General features: G+C 25.9%; 19 protein-coding genes, 1 tRNA gene and 1 rRNA gene. 16 read left to right on the top strand and 5 right to left on the bottom strand.

Features of this window, described 5'->3' with window-relative positions:
- Positions 1–240: 240 nt before the first annotated feature.
- Both ACJA22_RS03930 and rrf read right to left on the bottom strand, forming a co-directional pair.
- On the bottom strand, positions 241–5,352 hold the full coding sequence (locus ACJA22_RS03930; RefSeq protein ID WP_406616956.1) for a hypothetical protein: 5,112 nt from the start codon (positions 5,350–5,352) through the stop codon (positions 241–243).
- A 589-nt stretch (positions 5,353–5,941) separates the two neighbouring features.
- A 5S ribosomal RNA gene (gene rrf / locus ACJA22_RS03925) occupies positions 5,942–6,047 on the bottom strand.
- A 263-nt stretch (positions 6,048–6,310) separates the two neighbouring features.
- Between rrf and ACJA22_RS03920 the strand changes: the two genes are divergently transcribed.
- The 15 genes from ACJA22_RS03920 to ACJA22_RS03850 all read left to right on the top strand — a co-directional run bounded on the left by ACJA22_RS03920 (position 6,311) and on the right by ACJA22_RS03850 (position 19,440).
- Positions 6,311–6,667 (top strand): MG284/MPN403 family protein, encoded by a 357-nt coding sequence (locus ACJA22_RS03920; RefSeq protein ID WP_406616955.1) that lies wholly within the window; start codon positions 6,311–6,313, stop codon positions 6,665–6,667.
- Positions 6,660–8,057: an MHO_1580 family protein gene (locus ACJA22_RS03915; protein WP_406616954.1), complete on the top strand. Its 1,398-nt coding sequence runs from the start codon at positions 6,660–6,662 to the stop codon at positions 8,055–8,057. The genes ACJA22_RS03920 and ACJA22_RS03915 overlap by 8 nt, the downstream gene beginning before the upstream one ends.
- Positions 8,050–8,499: an MHO_1590 family protein gene (locus ACJA22_RS03910; protein WP_406616953.1), complete on the top strand. Its 450-nt coding sequence runs from the start codon at positions 8,050–8,052 to the stop codon at positions 8,497–8,499. The genes ACJA22_RS03915 and ACJA22_RS03910 overlap by 8 nt, the downstream gene beginning before the upstream one ends.
- Before the next feature lie 61 nt (positions 8,500–8,560).
- Positions 8,561–9,241: a hypothetical protein gene (locus tag ACJA22_RS03905; protein WP_406616952.1), complete on the top strand. Its 681-nt coding sequence runs from the start codon at positions 8,561–8,563 to the stop codon at positions 9,239–9,241.
- 120 nt (positions 9,242–9,361) lie between these two features.
- Positions 9,362–10,270 carry a phosphatidate cytidylyltransferase gene (locus tag ACJA22_RS03900; protein WP_406616951.1) on the top strand — a complete coding sequence of 303 codons (909 nt, stop codon included), beginning with the start codon at positions 9,362–9,364 and terminating at the stop codon, positions 10,268–10,270.
- 41 nt (positions 10,271–10,311) lie between these two features.
- Entirely contained in the window at positions 10,312–10,689 is a 378-nt protein-coding gene (locus ACJA22_RS03895; RefSeq protein ID WP_406616950.1) for an IMPACT family protein, read from the top strand.
- A 112-nt stretch (positions 10,690–10,801) separates the two neighbouring features.
- Complete coding sequence (locus ACJA22_RS03890) at positions 10,802–11,374, top strand: dephospho-CoA kinase (RefSeq protein WP_406616949.1); 573 nt, start codon at positions 10,802–10,804, stop codon at positions 11,372–11,374.
- A 51-nt stretch (positions 11,375–11,425) separates the two neighbouring features.
- On the top strand, positions 11,426–12,391 hold the full coding sequence (locus tag ACJA22_RS03885) for a DNA replication protein DnaD (protein WP_406616948.1): 966 nt from the start codon (positions 11,426–11,428) through the stop codon (positions 12,389–12,391).
- 13 nt (positions 12,392–12,404) lie between these two features.
- Complete coding sequence (locus ACJA22_RS03880; protein ID WP_406616947.1) at positions 12,405–13,304, top strand: ATP-binding protein; 900 nt, start codon at positions 12,405–12,407, stop codon at positions 13,302–13,304.
- A 56-nt stretch (positions 13,305–13,360) separates the two neighbouring features.
- Positions 13,361–14,674 (top strand): 23S rRNA (uracil(1939)-C(5))-methyltransferase RlmD, encoded by a 1,314-nt coding sequence (gene rlmD, locus ACJA22_RS03875; protein WP_406616946.1) that lies wholly within the window; start codon positions 13,361–13,363, stop codon positions 14,672–14,674.
- 33 nt (positions 14,675–14,707) lie between these two features.
- Positions 14,708–15,622, top strand: a complete 915-nt coding sequence (locus ACJA22_RS03870; RefSeq protein ID WP_406616945.1) for an alpha/beta fold hydrolase — start codon at positions 14,708–14,710, stop codon at positions 15,620–15,622.
- Positions 15,622–16,557 carry an HpyAIV family type II restriction enzyme gene (locus ACJA22_RS03865; protein ID WP_406616944.1) on the top strand — a complete coding sequence of 312 codons (936 nt, stop codon included), beginning with the start codon at positions 15,622–15,624 and terminating at the stop codon, positions 16,555–16,557. The genes ACJA22_RS03870 and ACJA22_RS03865 overlap by 1 nt, the downstream gene beginning before the upstream one ends.
- A 221-nt stretch (positions 16,558–16,778) precedes the next feature.
- Positions 16,779–17,588 carry an NAD(+) synthase gene (gene nadE, locus ACJA22_RS03860; protein WP_406616943.1) on the top strand — a complete coding sequence of 270 codons (810 nt, stop codon included), beginning with the start codon at positions 16,779–16,781 and terminating at the stop codon, positions 17,586–17,588.
- A gap of 78 nt (positions 17,589–17,666) precedes the next feature.
- On the top strand, positions 17,667–18,404 hold the full coding sequence (locus ACJA22_RS03855) for a YebC/PmpR family DNA-binding transcriptional regulator (RefSeq protein WP_406616942.1): 738 nt from the start codon (positions 17,667–17,669) through the stop codon (positions 18,402–18,404).
- 25 nt (positions 18,405–18,429) lie between these two features.
- Positions 18,430–19,440 carry a ZIP family metal transporter gene (locus ACJA22_RS03850; protein WP_406616941.1) on the top strand — a complete coding sequence of 337 codons (1,011 nt, stop codon included), beginning with the start codon at positions 18,430–18,432 and terminating at the stop codon, positions 19,438–19,440.
- Positions 19,441–19,633: 193 nt separating this feature from the next.
- Here ACJA22_RS03850 and ACJA22_RS03845 read toward each other — a convergent pair whose 3' ends face one another.
- Positions 19,634–20,545 (bottom strand): transposase, encoded by a 912-nt coding sequence (locus ACJA22_RS03845; protein ID WP_406617575.1) that lies wholly within the window; start codon positions 20,543–20,545, stop codon positions 19,634–19,636.
- Between the two features lie 12 nt (positions 20,546–20,557).
- Entirely contained in the window at positions 20,558–21,217 is a 660-nt protein-coding gene (locus ACJA22_RS03840; RefSeq protein ID WP_406616940.1) for a hypothetical protein, read from the bottom strand.
- 375 nt (positions 21,218–21,592) lie between these two features.
- Here ACJA22_RS03840 and ACJA22_RS03835 point away from each other — a divergent pair.
- Positions 21,593–21,666: transfer RNA gene (locus ACJA22_RS03835), tRNA-Trp, on the top strand.
- 100 nt (positions 21,667–21,766) lie between these two features.
- Here the strand turns inward: ACJA22_RS03835 and ACJA22_RS03830 are convergent.
- Positions 21,767–23,098, bottom strand: coding sequence for a hypothetical protein (locus ACJA22_RS03830; RefSeq protein WP_406616939.1), 1,332 nt, complete (start codon positions 23,096–23,098; stop codon positions 21,767–21,769).
- Between the last annotated feature and the right edge of the window lie 376 nt (positions 23,099–23,474).

Below are 23,474 nucleotides of genomic sequence, written 5' to 3'. Positions count from 1 at the left end.
TAAATTCAATACATTTATTTTAGGTGCAAATTTATTTTTTAGATGCATAAACTAAAGGATTTAATAGATACTTCAAATAATTAAAATTAGTCTCAATAAATTATTATTTAATTAGTTAACTACTTATTAGTATTTTCTTCATTAAGATCATCACGATATATTATTCCTTAATTTTGTGAAACTCTATTAATGCGGACTTGATGCAATAAAAAAAGTACATCATTCGATGTACTCGTAAATTTAGATTACTAATGCAAAATATTGTGTTACATCTTTAAATTGATTTAACTTGTCAATAAATACCTTTAAGTTTTCTTCTTTAAATAATTTATCTTCTAGTTGTTTTAAGTTATTTGAATCTTTGTTTCATATAGGTAAATATGTCTTTTGAATTTTTTCTAATTGTGTTTTTATATTTTTATCTTTCTCAGCTTTAATTAAATCATTAAGACTATTAAAGAATTTATCTATATTACTAATCAAGTAATTATATGAATATTCAATAAAGCGTGTAAGTTCATTAATTGTTTTGCATGTTGTTTCATCTAATTTTGATACTCGGTTATTTAATATAGCAAGAACACTTGTGATTTTATCTTTAACTTTTTGATAACCAGGAAGTATATCTTTATATTGAACATCTAAAGTGTTAAAGTAACATAGTTTCTTTGTAATTAAAACTCTAGCTGTTGATTGAAGTCCAACGACATCTTTGAATGTATCCTTTAAGTAGGTTGATAATGTTGTTTCATCTGTTATTTCACCACGATCAATTTTCATAATTATAATTTGGATTTTATCAGCTATTTTAGCTAAAAGTAATCTTTGGTGATTTGAAGGAACTAATCCATAATAGAATTTTTCAAATTCATTATTTTTAAATAAACTATTTTCATTCAATGCTGGTTCATCAAGAAGCTTACTATTATTTATTAATTGGAATAAGTTGATATCAAATTGTTCAAAGAATTTGTCGCAAGCATCTTTAAGTGGTTTAACGGATGCAGCATTTTTTACTTCTTTAGCTTCAAGTGTCTTAAATTCTTCAAGTGAACTTAAGAATTTATTTGCTCCTTCAGTTCATGAGCTTAGGAAGTCATCAATTAAATTACTATCAATTAATGTGTTATAAAGTACTGCAGTTGTTTGAGCTTTTAATAATGAAACTTTTGAATTATATAATGGCGTATTTGCATTATCAGCTTTTAATTGCATAATCTTTCTGTATGTTTCAATAGATGCTTTTATGCGTTGAACTTTATAATGATTAGTATCTTTTAAAAGTTCTAACAATTTACTAATTTCACTGTTTCATTGGTTAATATGTGATTCTAATGAGCCGTATTTAGATTTATCATTAACAGATTGTAATCTATGAATGTTAACTAAATTAATATATGCTTCTTTAATAAAATCAGGAATTGCTTTATATTGTTCGTTATCTTTTTGATTTTTATTAATAAGAACAAAGTCATTAGCTATATTATCTGTTTCTTTTACTCAATCATAGTAATTCTTTGGATTATTTTGAATTCAATCTAGCAAGGTATTAATGCTTGCTTGTAATTCTTTAGCTTCATTGTATGTAAGTAAGTTTTCACTCGCTGAATTTACTTTATTTACATCAAATCAATTCAAACCATTAATCTTATTTATAAGATTTGAGTTAACTCCAGCAATTATTAGTTTGTTGTACATATCACCAAAACTCTTTGTTGTAGATTCATATTGCAATTTTGAATAAAAGGCTGAATTTAATTTTGTGATATCTTCAAAGTATTTATTATAGTTGATAAAGTAATCTAGTTCAATATCCTTATAATTAATCAATTGACTAAAGCCAGTGATTGCTTTATTAGGATTAAAACTATTATCAATATTAGTTTTATGAGATTTGTTTCTTAAGTATTCTGTAGTTTGTTCAAGTTTTCTATAATAAGTTATTTTTTCTTCATATGTTCAAGATGATCATTTGTTTTTAATTTTTGAACATAGTTGTTCATATTCAAGAAAATCGAAATCAAATATGTTATCGTAAATTTTGTTTAATTCATTAATATAACCGTCTATTTTTAAAGCAATATCATCATTTGTTATATTTGAAATTTTCTTAATTGATTCAATGCGTTCATTGCATTCTTTTCGTAATTGTTCTAATTCATAAGTTTTTCGAGAAATTAAGTTTGCGAACTCTCGAATTTCATCCAAACAATTATTATTATTATTGATTCCGTTGTTAGTAATATCATTGAATTTTTCAACTATTTGTTCTTTAATATTATTATTTTTGGTTTTTAAAGTATCTAAAAGATTTTTGAGTTTTAAATCATTTTTAGCAATATTTATAGTGTCTGCATTTTCAACAAAATTCTTAATGTCTTCGTAGATAGTAAAATGATTATTAACGAAATTGTCCGGTGTAATTGCATATGGGCTACCCGTAGTAGAATAGGTATAACAATTAAAAAGATAGTCTACTTTGTGGAGATTATTATAAATTGTTTCAAAATTGTCCGAGAAATAATTTACATAATAAAGTAATAATGTATTTTTGAGAAGAGTATATCTTTCTGGGCAAAAATTCTTATAAAAAGCCAATAAATTTAATCACGAATATTTTGGTTGCCTATCAGGTAAGATTTTAGTTATAAAATGTACGTAAATATTGTAGTCTGTATAATTTTCAGGTGTAGCATTTTTTGTAATGTGATCTAAGTCGAACTTAATTTGAGATTGTATTAATTGCTCTGAACAATTTTGTACAAGTAAAGAAAATTCCGTTACAATATTTTCAAATTCCTCTAAGCTTATATTGAACAAATCTTGTTTGAACAATTTAGACTCAGCTAATTTTTCATATTGACCGCCAATAAAATATCAAATTATATTTTCATTTAATTCAAGACTTAAAGTTTTAAGAAAATTGTTTTTTTGATTATAAAGTTGAATTTTTGGATCATTGGACTTTAATAAATTTTCATACTCTGTAGTAGCTTGTTTATATGCATTGTCAATCACAGTTTTAAGATCGTTATAATTATTATTAATGTTCTTTTTATAATTTTCAAAATTGTTGACTCCTTGATGATTGTCCACAACTTTAATGAAAGTCTTCAGATCCTTTAAAATAGTACCATAAGAATCGTGATTGAAATAAGCTATTCTAAGCAGTTTTTCGAAACTTAAGATTCTTGCCAACGATGAATATGCTTTATTTTGTTGAAAGGCATAAAATCTTGAGTCGGGCTTTATGTTAACTTCTTCATCTAATTTATTTATTTTTTCATTGATTTTTGCTAAAAGAGTATCAAAATAGTTTCAATATCTAAAAATCAAATCTACAACTAAAGAAGGATCCACTTGATGAATTCTGTTGAATTTTTCTATGTTCTTACCACCATTGGACGTATAGAATCATCCGCCAATAGTTGAATAATTATTTTGAATTTCTTGTTTTAATGTTTGAATATTTGCTTCGCTCTCCTTAAATGTATTTTTAAAGTTGTTATCATCAATTGTATTTTCGATAACTTTTTGTTTCGTTTGATTAATAGTTTTAACTAAATCATTATAATTATCTTTATAAGCCTTATTCCCGCGATGATCTACACAATATTGATAATAAATTGAAATTTCAGCTCAATCGCTTGAAATAACAAGACTGTTCAATCGTTCCAATTTATTTTTAATATCATTATTTTCAACTGGTGTTGAAGGGTTAAAATTACCTTGGTTTTTAATGTCTTCATCGACTTGGCGTTCATCTTGTTGCAATTCATTTCATAATGATGATAAATGATCTAATTCTGGTTGAATATTTTCATTATTTAGAATAAAAGTATCAGTATTAATTTTATCTTTAAGTCTATTAAATAATGATTTTAGGTTAAAGCAAAAGCTATTTAATCTTCTATAAATTGATGGATACTTATCACTATATTTATCTTTAAAAGATTCTTCTTTTTCTTCTATCTTATTGATAGTAATAACAGATTCTAATTTTTGAATTAATTCTTCACGTTTTGCTTTAAGTTCTCTTATGGCTTCATCTTTATCATATTTTTTATTAATTTCAATATATGTTTTATTTAAAGCATTAATTTTGGCTTCAAGAGTATTAATTGAAACATTATCATCAGTAATCATTGATGATATTTTATTTTTTTCTTCAAGGAATTTAATATAGTCAGCATCAGATTCTATTAATTTGATTCTAGCCGGAGAAACAAGATTTTTAATTAATTCATTAAATGAGTCTACCATACTATACTTTGTTGAAACATCATGAATTTTGTCTTCTAATTTTTTAATATTATTCGAAATATCTTTGAAGGAATTTTCAAAATCTTTAGGTTCGATACTTTGGTTTTGAAGTTGGCTTAAAAGATCAGCAATATTTTTTTCGATATTTTTGTAAGAAGGATCCTTAGAAACATCGATGTAGTTGCGTAAAAGCGAACTGAATTGACTATTATCTGAATCCAATGGTCTTATTGCTTTTAATCTTTCCTCTAATGCATTTAATCTATCAATTAAACTTTGATAAATTTTATCTTTATCATTTTTACTTTTAGCTTCTTCAGTTTGTAATTTACCGTCTAATTCTTTAATTATATTTTTAAGTTGATTAATGTAATACTTAAACCCATCATCATTTAAGCTTGGAGTATCTTCAACAATTTTTCTAACTTTTGAAAATTCTTTTAATGCTGATTCATAATCTGATTTAACATTTTCATATTTTTCATATTCAGATTTCTTTGAATTTAAAGTTGCAAGTAATGCATCAACTTCTTTCAAACGAGTTTCAACTTTAATTTTATCTGCATTAATTTTGTCAGCTTTTTCCTTGCTCTTAATGTTTAAATTATTTATTTGAATTTGTAATTCATTGCATTTTTGTTCAAGTATTTTTTCAGAAGGATGTGATTTATTTATTGCATTTTTAAGATTGTTAATATCTTTTAGAATGATATTAACAGCATCTTTTTCGTATTCTTTAGCTAAATCACTAATCGAATTCTCTAAATCTTGAAGTTTATTTATTCATTTTTCTTTGTCGAATTTATCTTCAGGTTTAGGATCTGGATTTTCTGGGTCGGTCGTTGGATTTGAAGGATCTGCAGGAGGATCAACAGGAGTAACGGGATCAACAGGTGTTATAGGATCTGGTTTCTTATTTTCAACATCTTTTCCAGGAGTTTTGTTATTGTTTGGATTTTCAGTGCTAGAGTTTTTACCATCTAATGGATTTGAATTATCCTTCGAAGTTTTGCAACCTGCCGAAATAAAAGGTATAGCTAAAAATGACAAAGTATTAAGAGTTAATAAAAGTTTTTTCTTGTTTTTCATAATCAATTCCTCTCGAATATTTAGATATAATTATTTATATCTAAATTATATTACTTATTTTTGATTCTGCTTCCCCTATAAAAATGATGTTCATTGCTCATTATTTATACTTGTAAGATTCAATAAAAGAAATATTTTTTTATTCTTTTTAGTTCAAAAATGAAGCATATTTTATGCCGAATACGACACAAATAATCATTCTAAAAAAGCTCAGTAATTTTCCATATAACACTGTTTTATAGCTAAATTATCAAAAGAGAATTAAAAGAGATGACTAAATATTATTTTGCATTAACATCCGTTTAGTGATTTTAATTTAAAGATTTTTATTCTCAGAAATTCAATAACAATCTAATAAATAGTTAATAATCTAATTATTTAAAATAAAACCATAAGTAATTAAAATTGCTTTGATATATCTCGTAAAACATCATTGCATTTTTATTTTGAAATTTTTAAATAATCTCGCTTTCTAGCAAAAACATAATCCTAAATTCCAGAGAATAAAAAATAGTTCTCGATTTAAACTTCCGAGAACAAGTTAATTCATTATTCAATTGTATTATCATGCATTCAAAAAAAGAATAAAAAAATGCGGCTCCCTATTCTCCCATCTCTGGTACCTTCGGCACTAAAGGGCTTAACTACTGAGTTCGGAATGGATTCAGGTGATCCCCTTTGCTATAACCACTGATATATATATTAAACCATTTTTGATAATAACAAAATAAATAATTAAAAATTTTTACAATTATAAATTCCAATTTTAAAAGTCCTAATTTTGCGTAAAATCAAAAATGTTACAAAAATTATATTTTATATAAGAAAATTTCAGAATTTTTAACACAAAACATATGCTTTTGCAATAACTATAGAGAAAAAACAGCGTTTTTTCCTATTTTTTTCCACTTTTTATGGCTCATATACCCTTAAAGTCATAAAAGTGTGAAAGGAGAAAATGAATTATACATATCGAAATTATTTTAATGATGCTTTGAGTGCTAAAGAGCAAATGGAAGCCATTAAATCATTATGTAAATTAGAAATTGCTAATAAAAAAGCTAGGGAGAATGAAGTTAATAGATATGCTTTGCTTGGTTTAAATCATTATGCTAAGCAAAATTTATTAACAAAAACTAAAATTGATAGCATTCTTGCTATCATGTCTCCAGAATCTGCCGACCTTTTTAAAAAATGTTTTTTAGGTAGAAATAAGAAAGAAAATTATGATGATCTTAATATGTCTAAATCCACATACTATCGAGCTAGAAAAAAAGTTATAGAGGAGTTTTTGTATTATTACCTTAATGTATAATCAACCCAATCAATCTAATCAAGTTGTTAATCAAGTTGTATTAGATGAACATAAATTTAGTTCGAGAAGTGAGACAGGAGTTAAGAAAGTATCAAATCTTGATCCTGAATCGTATGTAAACTTAGGTAGGATTTTTAGTCTCTTTTTAAAAAGAGGATTCATAGATATAAGAAGATTTTTCAATGATGATAACTTTGTTATCAGAGCAACAATATTTATTCCCGAGTTTATTTATAAAGAAGTATATAAAGGAATGACTTGAACAATTAATAACAAAATTGTTGATCCAGCAATTATTTCTAGAAGTTTAGTTGGAGGATTATATTACAACAAATTTGCTACACAAAGTTACAATGGATTCTTTGGTTATTCAGATGTGCTTGATTTTAGCGACCAAGTTGATGCAAAGGGAGAACGTAGATTTTTCACTAAATCATATGTTCTCTCATGTACATTAACATCTCAACAATTAGGTTTAAAATTTAATGATTTTCAAAACTTAACAATTAGTTTTGCTAATAAATCATCATTTAGTGATCCAGATTTTTGACAAATTAAAAAAGAACATTTATCTCGTAATAGTTACATAGTAAACGCGAAAGATAATAAAGTAATTATTTCAGTGCCAGAATATTATCGTTATGAATTTGATGAATGAGGAAATATATATGATACATTCCAAGGGAATTTTGATTTTAATTTAAACTTTACACCAATCAGTCAAGTAAATAAAGTTTCGAAACTAATTTCAATTAAAGCAAAAAGTTTTGACTATAATCAATTCTCAATAAAGGATTATAATCAAGCATTGCATTATTTAGAAGTTCCTCCAAAAGAAATATCTGAAACTTATTATAAATTAGTAAAAACTGATCACAACTTTTTAAAAAATCAATCGCTTTCTAATTATGGAGTAACATCATTTTCAAATAAAGTAACACCGAATATTGATACCAGATTACATACCAACCTAATAAAAAGTGTTTACGAAAGTGGTGAAGAAGAAAAAGAAATTTTCTACAACAATTATGTAGAATATAACTATAAAACAGGGCAATTAGAAAATACACCTGAGGCTAATCAAAAGGGATTAATCGTTCCATATAACTATAAAGGATTATATGCAACACAGTTTAAATTCTTCTTTGATGGTGAAGGTAAAAATAATATAAATAACTTTACAAATATTCTTGTTAATAACACACAAAATATTGAAAATCAACTACTTGATCCATATTCAGGAATTTATAAGTTGAATTTAAAAGAAGAAATTCCTGAAAATGATGATGAATATGAATACTTATTTACAAAAGAACAAATTGAATGATTTATTAAAAATGATTCATATCATCCAAGTAAAATGTTTGAGGATTATAAAATAAATGACTAAGAAAACTAAACTTATTTTATTTCCAATTTTGGGAACAGTAGTTGCAGCTTCAATTATTGCACCAGTTGCTTTAGTTTCTGCTAAGAAAATAAATAGTGCGAAAGCCGAAAAAGTTAATAATGGTAATAATACATCTAAGTCAAGCTTCAGTACATTCCCATTTTTAAACACAAAAGATTATTACCAATTTATTAGAATTAACGATGAAGGAAAAGCATATTTTGATGATTGCATTGTTTCAGCAATCGTAAAAGATGTATTAACAAATATTAACGATTATGATAAAGAAGTTAAGTTTGATTATAAATTTATTGATAAAACAACACTTGTTTTAAAATTCAAAATTGTTTTTGGAAACAAAGAACAAGCTAAAAAATATACTTTTAAAATAAATAACGAAAACGAGAAAAATAAAATTAATGTAGAAGAGGCTAATTCATAAAGCGTTAGCTTCTTTTCTTTTTCATTCTTAATTTAAGTGCTTTTTTGTTATTATTTTATATATGAAAAATCAGACTGAAGGAATTAATGCTTCAAGAAGAAATAAATTAATTAAAAAATTTTTGCAAGCGTTAAGATTTAGGAGCTTCAAGCAAAAAGGCAACCTAGTACAAACGATTGCCGTTTTAAGTGTTTATGTTGCATGATTTGGACTTTCAACTGTTGCAATTTATGTTGGCTATATTCCAATTGGTAATACACAAATTACATATTTAGCTGCAATTGTTGTAATGGCTACATTCCATTTAGGAATTTTAGGTAATATTGTAACCGGTTTAGCTTTTGGATTATCATCCTGAATTGCCGCTTTTATTTATGGAATTCCAAAATATCAATTATTCGATCTTGCAGTATTGCCAAGAGTTGAGATGGCTTTAATCGTCCTTCTGTTATTCTATATTTTTAATGCTTTTAAAAAACCAAAGTTATGAAAATTAATGCTTTTAAGTATTTTTGCAGTTATGCTTAATCAATATTTAGTTTTAACAGCTCAATATATACGTGAAAGCATTGCGGGTTCAATTGTTGGCAAAGGTGTTCCACCTATTCATATTTGATTAGCAACACATGTTATTAATGTTGTTGCTGAACCAATTTTTGGAGCATTATTAATGTCTGCTCTTTATCCAGTGTTATTAAAAGTTAAAAGAAAATATTTAGATAATATAAAAATCTGCTACTAAATGAGTTCAAGGCGCTTGAACTTTTTTTCTTTTTTAACTATAAAACAATGTAATAAGTCAAAAAATCCAATATATTTTTAATTATTAATATTTCAATATTTATTTATAATAATATAGATTATGAAATTATTTAAAGAGAGAATTTTACCAGCGTTTATTTTAATTATTGTTATGCCGGTGTTTATTGTACCGATAGCTATTTTTGCTAACGAGCATTATCAAGCTAGAATTTATGGTTATGTTTATGCCTTCGTTATGCTTTCAGTTTTACTTTATGAATTATTCACTTCATTTAAATTGAAATGATATTATGCAACGGTTTTAACCACAATAAGCATTATTTCAATTTTTATGCCTATTGATAATCTCGTCGCTCTCTCTTCACCCGATTTAAATATTGTTCCTTCAAAATATCTTATCTTTTTAAAACGGGCATTATTTTCATGAGAAACCTTAATTATTATTTCTGTCGTTTCTTTATCATTTTTCTTGATTGAACTTAACACATTAGTTAATATGTCTTGAGGTGATAGAGTTATTAGACTTTGCTTAATGTGGTTCTCACTTTACGCTTTAATTGTTTCAATTAAATTTATTCAAATTTCATTATATTATTGTTGATATTTAGCAATTTTCTTAATTGCTGCCCCATCTGTAACAGATATTGGAGCCTTCTTCGGTGGCAAACTATTTGGTAAAAAATGAATTAATAAACCATTTGCTCCTAATGTTTCGCCTAAAAAAACATGAGAAGGATTTATCTTTGGAATTTTAGCTGGCTGAATTTTCTGCGGCGGTATGATCTTCGGATTAAATATGATAGAAGGAAAAATTTGGGCTCAAGTTTTATTATTCTTATTAATTCCTTTTGCTGCTACTGCCGGTGATTTGTATTACTCGCATTTAAAACGTTTAAATGATGTTAAAGATTATTCAAAAATTTTAGCTGGTCATGGTGGTTTGCTTGACCGTTTCGATAGTATTTCATTCGCAGTTCTTTTAACCAGCATTATTTATGCCTTCGTTTAGAAGGCTTTTTATTTTCCTTATTTATATTTATAATATAAAGTATGTTAGAACCTCAATTATACGAAGTCAAAAAATCAAAGTTTTATAGTTATCTATTTGAAATTGATAACAAAGAACAAATTAAAGAGTTATTTACAATACTTAAAAAAGAGCATCCTAAAGCTAATCATATTTGTTCAGCTTATTTATTAAAAGATGATAATTATGAAGCTTCTGGTTTTGATGATAATAAAGAACCTAGCGGATCAGCAGGAAGACCTATTCAAAATTTAATTAAAATTCGCAACTTAAAAAACATTGTAGTTTTTGTAGTTAGATACTTCGGCGGTATCGAACTAGGTTTTGGAGGTCTTCAAAAAGCTTATCGCAAGTCAGCTAATTTAGCAATCGATGCATGACTAAATACAAAGAATAAATAAGAATAATAAAATAGTTAACCTTATATATAATAAGATATCTAAATTTTAAAAGTTAAACAAGCTATGTTTAATTTTAATGATGAATTTACTATAATTTAGATTGAAGGAAGATATGATAGCAATTATTGGAAGAATAGCCTCAGGAAAGACAACTTTATGCAAAAATTTGCACAATCGACACTTTTCCACATTTAATTGTGATGAATTTTATGAAAAAAACTATTTAAAAAATGGTCTTTTTTATAACGCAATTAACGAAAAAATTGGAGATTTTTTAAACGATGATTTTGGTATAAATAAAGAAAAAATAAAAAGTTGAATTAACCAAAACAAAAGTCACCTAGGCTTATTAGAAAAATACACATATCCAATTCTTTATGAATATTTGAAAAATCATCATTTTGATTTTGTTGAAATACCTAAAATAATTAGTAAATATTGTGACTTTTCAAATCTGTTCAGCGGCATTATTTGCATAGAGAATTCCACAGAAAAAGAGCAAAAAAAATGAAAAAGTAGGGGTGTGGATAACTTTCTAAAAAATAAAATAAGTGCAGAAAACGACCCTTTTTATATGAAAAAGCAACTTTTTGGTAGGAAAACCATTGTGAATATCTATGAGTATAACTGCGAAAATGATGAAATAATTGATCTTTTTTTATCTTTGCTTTCTTTAAATGATTAAAATAGAGATATACAATTAAAAAAATTACTCATTTACAAGGAGGCGTAGACCATGATAGCAAGTTTGCAATTTCCATATTTCCAAGTTCAAGTTCCTAACGTTATTAACGGGGAAGATCTTAAAAACTTGCGTAAGTTTTACGCCCCAATTTTAGGTAGTAATTCTATTCTTTTATATGAATATTTAAGAGACTTAGCTTTTGAACCCTCAAACCCGTCTACTTTTAATGATTATGATTCTTTAGTTTATTTATTAAAAATGACAAAAAAGGAATTAAATGATGCAAGAATTAAGCTTGAATCAGTATCTTTAATTTCGACTTTAATCGATACTGAAAATAGTCGTACCTTATTTATTATTGAAAAACCATTAGATAAAACAAAACTTAAAAATAATGTTTTATTAGCTAATATGCTTACTAATATATTAGGTGAACAAAACTTCCAAAATTTAGTTGGAAAAGATAAGAAAATTTATTTTGCTAACGAAAATTACAAGCAAGATGTTTCAGCGACCTTTGAAGAAGTATTTGAAATGAATCAAGTGTTTGAAAATTATTCATTAAATTTAGAACATCATAATAATAATCAACAAGATACACAAGAAGTTTATCTAGCTATTGAAGATGGTATTAAATTTGGTGAATATGATGCTTTCAACCCGTATGAAGGTATTATTTCATCTGATTCAAGATTATTTTATTCACAATTAACTAAAAAAATTCCAAGTAATTCAATTGTTGATTTAATTAAAGATGCTAGATTAGCTGGTATGCCTGATGCATGTATTAACTTAATCTTTTACTATGCATATGAAGTTAATAATAGAATTAACTACAATTATGTAAAGAAAATCATATGTGATTACATTAAAAAGGATGAATTTTCATTCGATGTTATTGAACGTCAATTAGATCAATTAGCTAAATTCAAAAACAAGAGTTATGTTTCTAAGAAAGATTTATATAAATCTACTTATATTCAACACATTAAAAATTTAAATGATTATGTAAAATAATAAAGAGGTTAAGATGAAAGTTCCACAAGTTGATTTAAACATTCAATTATTAGGCAAAACTCAAGAACAAGTGATTGATAAAGCTTTAAAATTGATTACTAACCACAAAATTTCAAAGAAAATGATTGCAACTTACGCAATCACAAACGATGAAATAGTCGATAATTTAGTTGAATTTCTTAATATGAAGGATTCTTTAGACTTTCCTCAAGTGTATCCATGAATTTATAATATATCACGTGTTAATGGTGTGCTTGTTTTTAAAAGGTTAGCTGCTAAAAATAATTATTCTAAAAACATAACTAGAGCAATTAACTTGCTTTATACGCAAATTAGTAATCCAAACATTGATGATAAAGTAAGCAAGATTAAGCAAACCACTAACGAAAGAAAAAATATTGTAGCTAAGATTAAAATCTTAAGAGACGCTTTAGAACAAAACAAATCAGTTGAATTTTTAAAGAGTATGTACCTTTATGGCAAAAGAGCTTCAGGTAAAACTTATATCTGTAGCGCTATTGCAAATACTTTTGCAACTAGAGGTATTTCTACTGTTTATGTAAAAAGTCGTGAGTTATTTACCTTTTTAACTAAGAAATTAAATGATAATCGTGAGTCATACAACGAAATTATTTCTGACTTACAAAATGTTTCGCTTTTAATTGTTGATGACTTGGGTTTAGAAAAAGCTAACGACTGATTTAGATATGAAGTGCTTTCATCAATTTTCAAAACCAGAAATGAAAATAATAAATTAACTATTATAGCTTCCCCACTTAATTGAAAAGAACTTGAAGAAAGTTATTTAGCGGAAGCTAAAACTCCTAAACAAAAATATTCAGCAGAATCTTTAGTTTATGAAATTAAACAAAAGAAAGATGAATATTGTGTTAATGATTGAATAGACTTTTAGTATATCTTTTATATCTTTAAAAGATATATTTTTTTAATTTAATGTAAAATAAAACTATGAAAAAAGTGAATTTACAAGTTTATGAAAAAGTACAAGCTATTGAACATTCATATCAAGGTTTAGGAACCGTTAAAATTAATAATTTTCCAGTCTTTGTAGAAAACTTATTACCTGGCGAAACTGCTGATATTTTAGTTAAAAATGTTAACTCAAAATATGCTGATGCTAAGGTAATTAAACTTTACAATAAGTCACCAATTAGAGTTGATATAGATAATGAAGAATTAATGAAAAGTGGTTCAACTGCATTAGCAAATTTAAAGTATGAAGATCAGCTAGCTTTTAAAGGAAACAATGTCAAATATTTATTTAATCGGAACATTCATTATTCAAATATTTTGCCCATTTTACCTTCAAGTAAAATCTGAAATTATCGTAATAAACTTGCTGTTTTTACCGAGCTATTAAACAATAAAATTGAACTCGGTTTATATGAAAAAAAGACACATAATTTAATTCCTCAAAAGTCATATGATTTAGCTTTAAATCCAATTAATGACCTTTTAATTTGAATTCAAAATAATATAAATAATTATCCAGAAATCATTAAAGAAGGCAATTCATTTAACCAAATTTTAGTTAAATGTTCTTCGCTAAACGATGAAATGCTTTTAGTTTTTAATGCTCAAAAACCATTCCAATTACCTAAGAAATTTATTGAAGATGTTCATAATGCTTTCCCAAAATTATTAAGCATTTTAATTGTTTATAAAGATAAAATTATTAATCAATATATTTCCCAAAACACTTGTTTAATAGACAAAATCGGCAATTTTACTTTTAAAGTAAACTACAATAGCTTTTTCCAAATTAATCCATATCAATCAAATAATTTATACAATTTATTATTTGATAACATGAAGCTTTCTAAAGATGATATTGTACTTGATGCTTATTCAGGAATAGGCACAATTTCAATCATGATAGCAAACAGAGTGAAGTGAGTTTATGGTTTAGAAATTGTTAAGGAAGCAACTAGAGATGCTATAGAAAATGCTAAATTAAACAACGTTAATAATGTAACATTTTATGCTAGCGATGTCTTAAAAACCATTGATAAAATCGATCAAAAATTAACCAAAATTATTGTTGATCCGCCACGTGAAGGATTACATCCAAACTTCCTTAAAAAAATAGTTGAAATCAGTCCAAATGAAGTTGGCTATATTAGTTGTAACTATCATACACTTTGTAGAGACTGTGACCTTTTAATTAAGGAAGGTTATGAGCTAGTTTACCTAAGACCTTGTGATATGTTCAGCCAAACTCATCACATTGAAGTTGTTGCAATTTTAAGAAAAAAGGCTTAGAACAATTACTTTTATATGTTGTAAAATTAATATATGAAATTTAACTATTTAAAATATAAAGATGACATCATTCCAATTTATTTACAAGATAACAAAAAGGACACAACCTTTTTATTTTTACATGGCTTAAATTCAAGTAGTGACTTTATTAATTTAATCAAAGAAATGCCACATAATTTTAATGTTGTTGCATTAAATTTCCCTGGAAGCATTTATTGAAAAGAACTTAAACCGGAAGAAATTAAACTTGAAGATTGAATCGAAGTTGCCAAAATCGTTTTAAAAAATATTAAAAGTAAAAAGATTGTAATAGTTGCTCACTCAATGGCTGGTGGAGTAGCAGTAGAACTAGCAAGCGATAAAAGAGTTAAGAAAATTGTTATGCTTTCAACTATTAATCCATCAATGCAATATACAAAAGGTTATAAAACATTAAAAAGTGTAATCGGTGATTTTGAAACTCAAAAACCTTCATTTTTAGGTCAATTAATTATGTTTGGAGCTAAATTCACTAAAAAAGGCAGAAGATTACTTGATTCGTTTAGTCGCAAAGGCAGATGATATAACTTATTAGCAAATTATGTTCTTAATCCTGAATTTATGAAAAATCTAGACAAGAAATATCATGAAGCTGCTGAAAAATTAGTTTTTGTAATAGGTGATAAAGACGGAGTAATAGGTACAGAAGCCTTTTTAAAATATGCTGAAGAATTAAATAGACCAGCTATGAAAATCGGAACAACTCATTCGCCACTATATACTGTGCCAAGTGCTATGAATAACTTTTTAAATCATTTAATTCCAACCAAAAAGAGATTTTGATTTACTCGTTTTGTAACTTTTAGCAAGAAAACAATCGATATTAAACCAAGTGATAATTCAGAAGATATTAAAGAAGCTAAAGAATTAAAAGAATTAATTAACGACACAACACAACAAGGAGAATAATGGACTTTTCACTTTTTCAACAACAATTAAAAGATGCATTATTAAATAATAATGCTAAAAAACTTATCTTAAAACTAATCGATGCGCCTTATAGATATGAATCATTACTCAATCCCTTTGATTTTAAAACTAAACTTTATCAATCATTTTTAAGAACTCAAGAAAACAAATATTATAAATTTATAACTAATACATCTATGGCGCTTTTTGCTAGTTATAATTATGAATTTATTGATAAAGATAAATTAATTTATTCAACAAGTCGTACCGAAAACGATGAAACAATAATCGATTCTAAAAGAGCTAATTTTTCATTTGCGTTTAAGAATGAAGACACAAAAAAGATTTATGCTGTTTTAACTAAAAAAAGAGATGTTTATTCAGCTAATGACACTATCCAAATTTTTGATAAAGTGAAAGAATCGAGCATGGTTTTAGCGAACATATTTCGTGATTATAAAATCGAAACTTTTCTTTGATTTATCGAAGATACTATTAGAAAAAATGAAGAATATTATCATGCTAATACCACAATAGTTGACACTGATAAATATGAATTAAGAGTTAAATATGGTGCTGAATTATTTGATCATTTTAATCATATTGATGATTGAAAACAAGTTGAAAGAGAACTTGAAACTTTTAAAAATTCAAACTTCAAAGAATTCCTTGTTATGCCTGATTTAGATACTGATGAAGAAGCATTAGAATCGCTAGTTGAACTAAGTGAATCAGCTTGAGAAAAATTAAATTCAGTTGAACCTAAATACATGAAAATTAGAGCAAATGTGTTTAATCAATCAAATCCAAATTCAAATCTTTTTAAAGCTTTAAAACAACGTGAAATTATTCAAATTAGTCGTGATGAAGATGAATTAAAAAATAATATCCTCGAAAATAAATATGCTGAACAAAACAATTCTAGTTCTGAATAATTGCGATTTATAAAAAACAAAAATTTCATTATTTAACTGTTTTATAGTGCTTTTAGAAAATTAAAAGCGCTATATTTTTTATTATTTTAGCTTGTAATATGTTCGCTTGATGCAACATTTTCTAACAACTTAATATTAGTTTTCATATAAAGCAAGTTAAATATAGTAAAATTTTATTGCCTTTTATATTAAAAATATAAAAGAAGTGATTTGAGGTGTTAATGAAAAACAAAGAAAGAAAAGGCTTAAGATATCAAAATGATTTAAATAGTCCTTTTGATGAAAATAAAGTTGAAGAATATGCAAATTATTTAGTTAATTGAATTAAAGAAAAAACACTTGCTGCTAAATGTAAAGGCTGCGTTGTAGGTATAAGCGGTGGTATTGATAGTGCTTTAGTATGCGCTTTAAGTAAGAAAGCTTTTCCTAATAATACTTTAGGAATTGTAATGCCTATTGATAATATGAGCCATGATGCTAATGACATTAATTTATTAAGTGGTGCACTAGATTTAGAATTTAAAGAAGTTAATTTAAAAAATACTTTTTTAGAAATTCAAAAAGCTTGCGATGATGAAATTACTAATTTAATGTCTTTAAGTAATATCAAACCAAGATTAAGAATGACCACATTATATGCTTATGCGCAACAAAACAATTATTTAGTTTTAGGTACCGATAATGAAGATGAATATTTTATTGGCTACTTTACAAAATATGGTGATGGAGGAGTTGATTTATTACCAATTTCTCAATTATTAAAATCAGAAGTTAGAGCACTTGCTAAGCATTTAAACATCCCACAAAGTATAATCAATAAAACACCATCAGCAGGTTTATGAGATGGTCAAAGTGATGAAAAAGAGCTAGGTTTTTCATACGATGATTTAGATAATTATTTAATTAATAACACAAGCGAAATCGATAAAGATAAATTAGCTAAAATTAAAAGAATGCATTCAATTAGTAAACATAAACGTTTAAGCCCACCCAAACCACTTAGCATTGAAAAATATTTCAAATCAAATTAAATCAGTATTATAATATTAAAATATTTATTATTTTAATTACATTCATTAATATAAAAAAAGATAGAAAGAGGAACAGACATGTCAGGACACTCACACTGAGCCGGAATTAAGCACAAGAAAGGTGCTAATGATGCTGCTAGAGGAAAGATTTTTCAAAAAATGTTTAAAGAAATTTATGTTGCGGCTACTGAATTAGGTGGACCAGATCCAGATTCAAACCCAGCATTAAGATTAGCTATTGCTAAAGCTAAAGCTAAAAGTATGCCTAAAGCTAACATTGAAAGAGCTTTAGAAAAAGCCAAAGGTGGAGCTAAAGAAGGAGCTAAATTCGTTGAAACCTTATACAACGCTACAATTAGCGGAGGTGCTACTTTCTTAGTTACAACTTTAAGTGATAACATCAACAGAACAACAAGTAGTATTCAAGCTTTATTTAATAGGCAAAATGCTAAATTAGGTAAAACTGGTACTGTACCATTCCAATTTGATCACAAAGGTGTTTTAGAAATCTCTAAATCATTAATTGATGAAGACACTTTAACTTTAACAGCTATTGAAAATGGAGCTGAAGATATTGAAGTTACTGATGATTCATACATCATTACAACAAGTGTTGAAAACTTCAACCAATGTAAAACAGCTATCGAAAAAGATTTAAACATTACAGAATTTATGCAATGTGAAATTACATATATTCCAAATTCATATGTAACCTTCGATGCTGAAAAGTCACAAAAAATTCAAGAATTTATCGCAAAACTTGAAGATGACGATGACGTACAAGAAGTATTTCACAATATAGAATTTACTGAATAATTCTATGTAGAAATGAATTATTTAAATGAAACAAATTGACATTTGAACACCAATTTATGAATTAACATATAATCAAGATGTAACCTATTTGATTTTTATCATCATAGGCTTTTTTGGATTAACATTAATTCCCTTTTTAGTTACAGTTATCTTTGCTTTAAGCAAAGAAAAACTAAGTACCAAAAGTAATATTTACCTTTATTCATTTATTTGTGGTTTCTTTCTAACCATGGCGACGTTTGGATTTTTAAAAGAATCCTTAGAAATAAGTTCAATTTATGGAGCTAGCGATAATAAATGAATAACTTATGGATGAAACATTCTGGTTGTTGTTGGTGGATTATCTTTTGGATTATTATTTGCTTGAGGTATAAGAAGCTTAATTCGTTATGCTGCTAAGAAAAAGATTTCAAAAGATAAAGAAGCTAGTGTATTTATTCATACACATGATTTAGCTCATGATCATGGCGATGACCATCATGATCATCAAATTGCGCCAACCCACTTAGAAGAAATTAAAACAGAAGAAAAAAGTGAAAATCATCCTTCATATAAATTAGTAGCTATTCTTTTATTATTAGTTCACAGAATACCCGAAAGCTTTTTAATTGGTTATATTATTAGTATCATGGGACAAGGTACTCATGTTATTACAACAGTTTCAATTGCTTTCTGAATTTCTGCTGTCTTACACTTAATACCAGAACAATTAGTGTTTTATTATAGATTAAGAGAAATAGGTAAATCTAGAGCATATGCTTTATGAACTTCATCTGCTTCATTATTAATCTTTATTCCATTTATGGTTTTAGGTGCTTGAGTTGGTAAATACATTTGTGATGTTTGACAACTTAGAGCAATTGTTCAATCATTTGTTGGTGGTGTATTTATCTTTACATCGATTGTTGAATTCTTACCTGAATTCTATCACGCACACCATGACAAAAAAGTATTCAAATGAACTATTTTATTATTTATGCTAGGTATTATTATTTGTGCATTTATTCTTTCTTTCCATCAACACGGAATTGTGTAAATTAGCGAGCAAGGCTCGTTTTTTATTACCTTTATTTGCTTAATTTAACTGTTTTCCCGAGTTTCCAACTTTTACAATGTAATTTTTAACAACTCATCTGTTTGATGAGCTGTTTTTAATAATTTAAAATTTTAATTCATTTAAAATTCTTAAATATGTTTGATAATCTTGAATTGCTTGATTATTGTTGTCGTTAATAATATATTCTTCACTTTCAATTTTTCCGTCAATAATCTTGCATGTTTTGATTGTTTCTTTTATTACATCTTGTAATTTTTTGATTGTGATTTTTTCATCTACAACACCGAGTTCTTTCAAACCTTTGTTTAAATAATAAATAACAAAATTTAATAAAACAAGAGATAAGAAGCAAAGTACGAAATGACCTTCAATATGCTTTTCACTTCATACATAAATAGGTCTTACAGCTAAAGCACTTTTTTAAAGCTCTAAAGTTTGATTCTATTTGTCATTGTTTTGAATATAAATTCACAATTTCTTCAGGTGATAAATCAAATCTAGAGGTTTCATAAGCATAATATCCGTCAAACTTTTCATCTTCGATAATTTTGTCATAGTTAAGTTTGTAATAACCTTTACCACCAACTTTTTCGAAGAATTTAAATTTCTTTTGACCGAACATTACTTGATCATGAACTAGTCCGTCTTTATCTTGTCTTTTAATAAAATTATCGATTAAAATTTGTCTATCATTTTTATCTTTTAATGCTCTTTTTTTACTATATGTTACTACCAATCTTCTCTTGTGTCCGTTTGCTCTTCTATTCTTTCAAAACGAATAAAAAGTAGTTTCTTTATATTTAAAATTATTGTCTCCAAAATAGCCGGATTCATCTATTGCAAAGGTCTTTCGGTCATTTGAAGCCGCTTTTAATCTATAAGATAAAATGTAATCAATATCGTTATCTTCTAAGAATCTTATGTTTCTATTTGTACTCATTCCTCTATCAGCAATGAGTGTTACTTTGTTTAATTCATATTGTGATTTTATATTCAAAATAAAATTAATAAATGTTGATGCATCAGCAGTGTTCCCTTTGAATAATTTATAGTGAATTGGAATGCCGTTTTCATCTGTTGCTAAACCTAAAACAATTTAATCTTCTTTGAATTTTCCATCTTTAGAATAACCTGGATATCTCAATCCTTCTCTTACAAAACTTTCAAAATATACCGTTGAAGAGTCGTATCAAATAATATCTATTTTTCTATTTTTATCTTTGATCAATGTATCGTTAACACTCTTTAAAATGTTATTTTTATTTTCAGCTAAATAGTCTAAAGTATTATAAAATGTCGTCTTTTCAACTTCTAAATTTATATTGAATTTGTCTTTATTTTTAAAGGATGAAAGCATGCTACCCGGATTTACAATTCTATTTGAAATCATATATTTTAATAAATCATTTAAATACTTGGATTTTGATACTTTAGCATCTTTAAAAGGATTTAATTTTTCTAAGAAACTGTATAACAAATCATATCCATAATTGAACTGTTTTGTTTCAATTTTAACCTTGCTTATATCTAACTCTAATTGTCTAATTATCATATTTCTATCTCAATCAGTATTGTAGTTTTGAGATAGTTTTTTAATTTTTTCTACTGGATCAGAACAATATTTTTCTCATTTTTCAACTGTACCGATACCGATAGATTTCTTATAACCTTTGCCAAATCCTCCTGAAAGTGCTAAAGATAAGTAAGTAGAGTTCTTATTTTTTCTTGAAATTAATAGTCATTTGTCTTTTTTCATATCTTTATTATACCACAAATTACAATGTAATTATGTAAAAAAATAACTTTTTTTTATTTATATATAAATAACACTGAAAAAAGTAATAAAAAAGAGCTCCAACCTGGAAACTCAGGAAATGAACTATTTTATTATTTATGCTAGGTATTATTATTTGTGCATTTATTCTTTCTTTCCATCAACACGGAATTGTGTAAATTAGCGAGCAAGGCTCGTTTTTTATTACCTTTATTTGCTTAATTTAACTGTTTTATAGGGCATTTAATAAAAGTATTAAATAATTTAAACAAGAAAAGTATTAAAGGACTAAGGTTCAATTTTCATTTTTAAAAACCGAGAAAGTCACATTATTGTTATATAATAAATAAGCAAAAAGGGAGTTTAGTATAATGGCAGTACCGCAGTCTCCAAAACTGCTTGTAAGGGTTCGATTCCTTTAACTCCCGCCAATTAATGAGTTAATGTAATCATTAACTTTTTTATTTTTTTTAATACAAAAAATGAACTATGAATTCTAAGATTAAATTGCTTAGAAAACGCAGCTCATTTTTAACTTCCTCTATTATTTTGATTTGAATAAAGAGCATTATATGAAACTGTGTAAATATTATAATGATGCATAAATGATGGGAAATCAAGATTATCTAGAAAATTATTATGGATAGTAATAGGTTCAAAATTATCAATTAATTTGCTTCATTGTTCAAATGATTTTAATGATGCATTAAAGTTGTTGATTCATCCTTCATAAACAGAAACAATAAATAGTGAATCTTTTGAATCTTTAGGACCCAACATTCAAATATAATTTACTAATTTTGCAAAGTCATCATATACTTTATTAAAATAAACATATTCACCAATATAATTTGGTTTATAGAAAGTTTCTGCTTTTTTAATTGTTGATCTAAATTCATCTTTAATTGATGCTATTTGAGAGGGTTCAACTTTCTTAATTATTTTGTTGTATTCTTCTGTTTTATAGTCAAATAAAGAATTTATAAATCACAAACGATAAAAATTTTTCTCTTGATTATCTCAGTATTCATTAGAGTCTTTTTTGATTGTTGATTGTTGCAATGAAACAAAACAAGAATTTAGAACATTAGATAATAAAAGTTCATTTTTATAAACAAAAGGATTACTATTTTTCTTAAATTCGTCATTTCTTTTTAAGGCATCATCATATGCTTTTTGAATTCTATTTTTCTTAATATTTGAGTCATTTGTATTATCAATATTATTTATATTTCAGTTTATTAAATTGATTAATTGTTCTTTAATCAAATCTAGTTTTTTATAAATTGTTTCAATAGCAACAATATTACGCGTTTGCAAAATGTCATATGAAAAATAATTAACAAATTCATTTAAAACAATTTTCAAATTATTTAAAGAGCTCTTATTTTTATTTTTTTCATCAGGCGTTATTGAATCCTTATTAGTTTGAAAAGATCAAAGTTTATCTCTTAAAGTTTTAAATTTTTCATTAATTTGTTTTAGATCATCACTTGCTTCAAAATCAGGTTTATATGCTTCAACAATTTGCTTACTAATTTCTAAACCTTCATTTAAGTGCTCGTTCAAATAGAAAAGAATTTCATTATTATTTTGGGAATCTAATGCTTTTTTAGCATCAAAAAAGTCTTGAACATAAAATTGATTAATCAAATTTAAAGCAATTTTAGTGTTTTCATCTTTTGGTTCTTTAGTTTTATACATTTCTTGAGTGCTGTTTACTTTTTCAATAGTTTGAATATATTCGTTAAAAACTTGTATAGATTTTTTGCTAGAACATGAAATAGATAACCCTGATGAAGCAATCACGGTTAATGGAATAATTGAAGACGATAGTAATATTTTTTTAATTTTTGATTTCATGTTTCTTTCTATTCAAAATTATACTAAGAGAAATAGTAATTAAAAATGCTTTGAAATAAGATTAATAATCCATTTGAATTAAGGTTTTAAGTTAACCATCTATAAACAATATTTAAAAAATAATTATATAACAATTTCAGACTGTTTTCAAAAAATCGATTAAAAAGTGTCTTAAATGTGGATATTTCCACTTTTTCTTAAAATATTTTAAGATTACAGGCTTAAAAAAATATTTTATATCATAATATTAAAGCTGATATTTATATTTATTATATAAATAGGACAGCCATACGTAAATGATTTTTTTAAATTAATTAAAGTTATAGTGATTTTCTAATGATTTATTAGACTATTCTTTGCTATGATGAAAGGAATT

Origin of the sequence: Mycoplasmopsis adleri, from assembly GCF_045276205.1 — a bacterium.
GTDB lineage: Bacteria > Bacillota_I > Bacilli_A > Mycoplasmatales > Metamycoplasmataceae > Mycoplasmopsis > Mycoplasmopsis adleri.
This window is presented reverse-complemented; position numbering and strand designations above follow the sequence as displayed.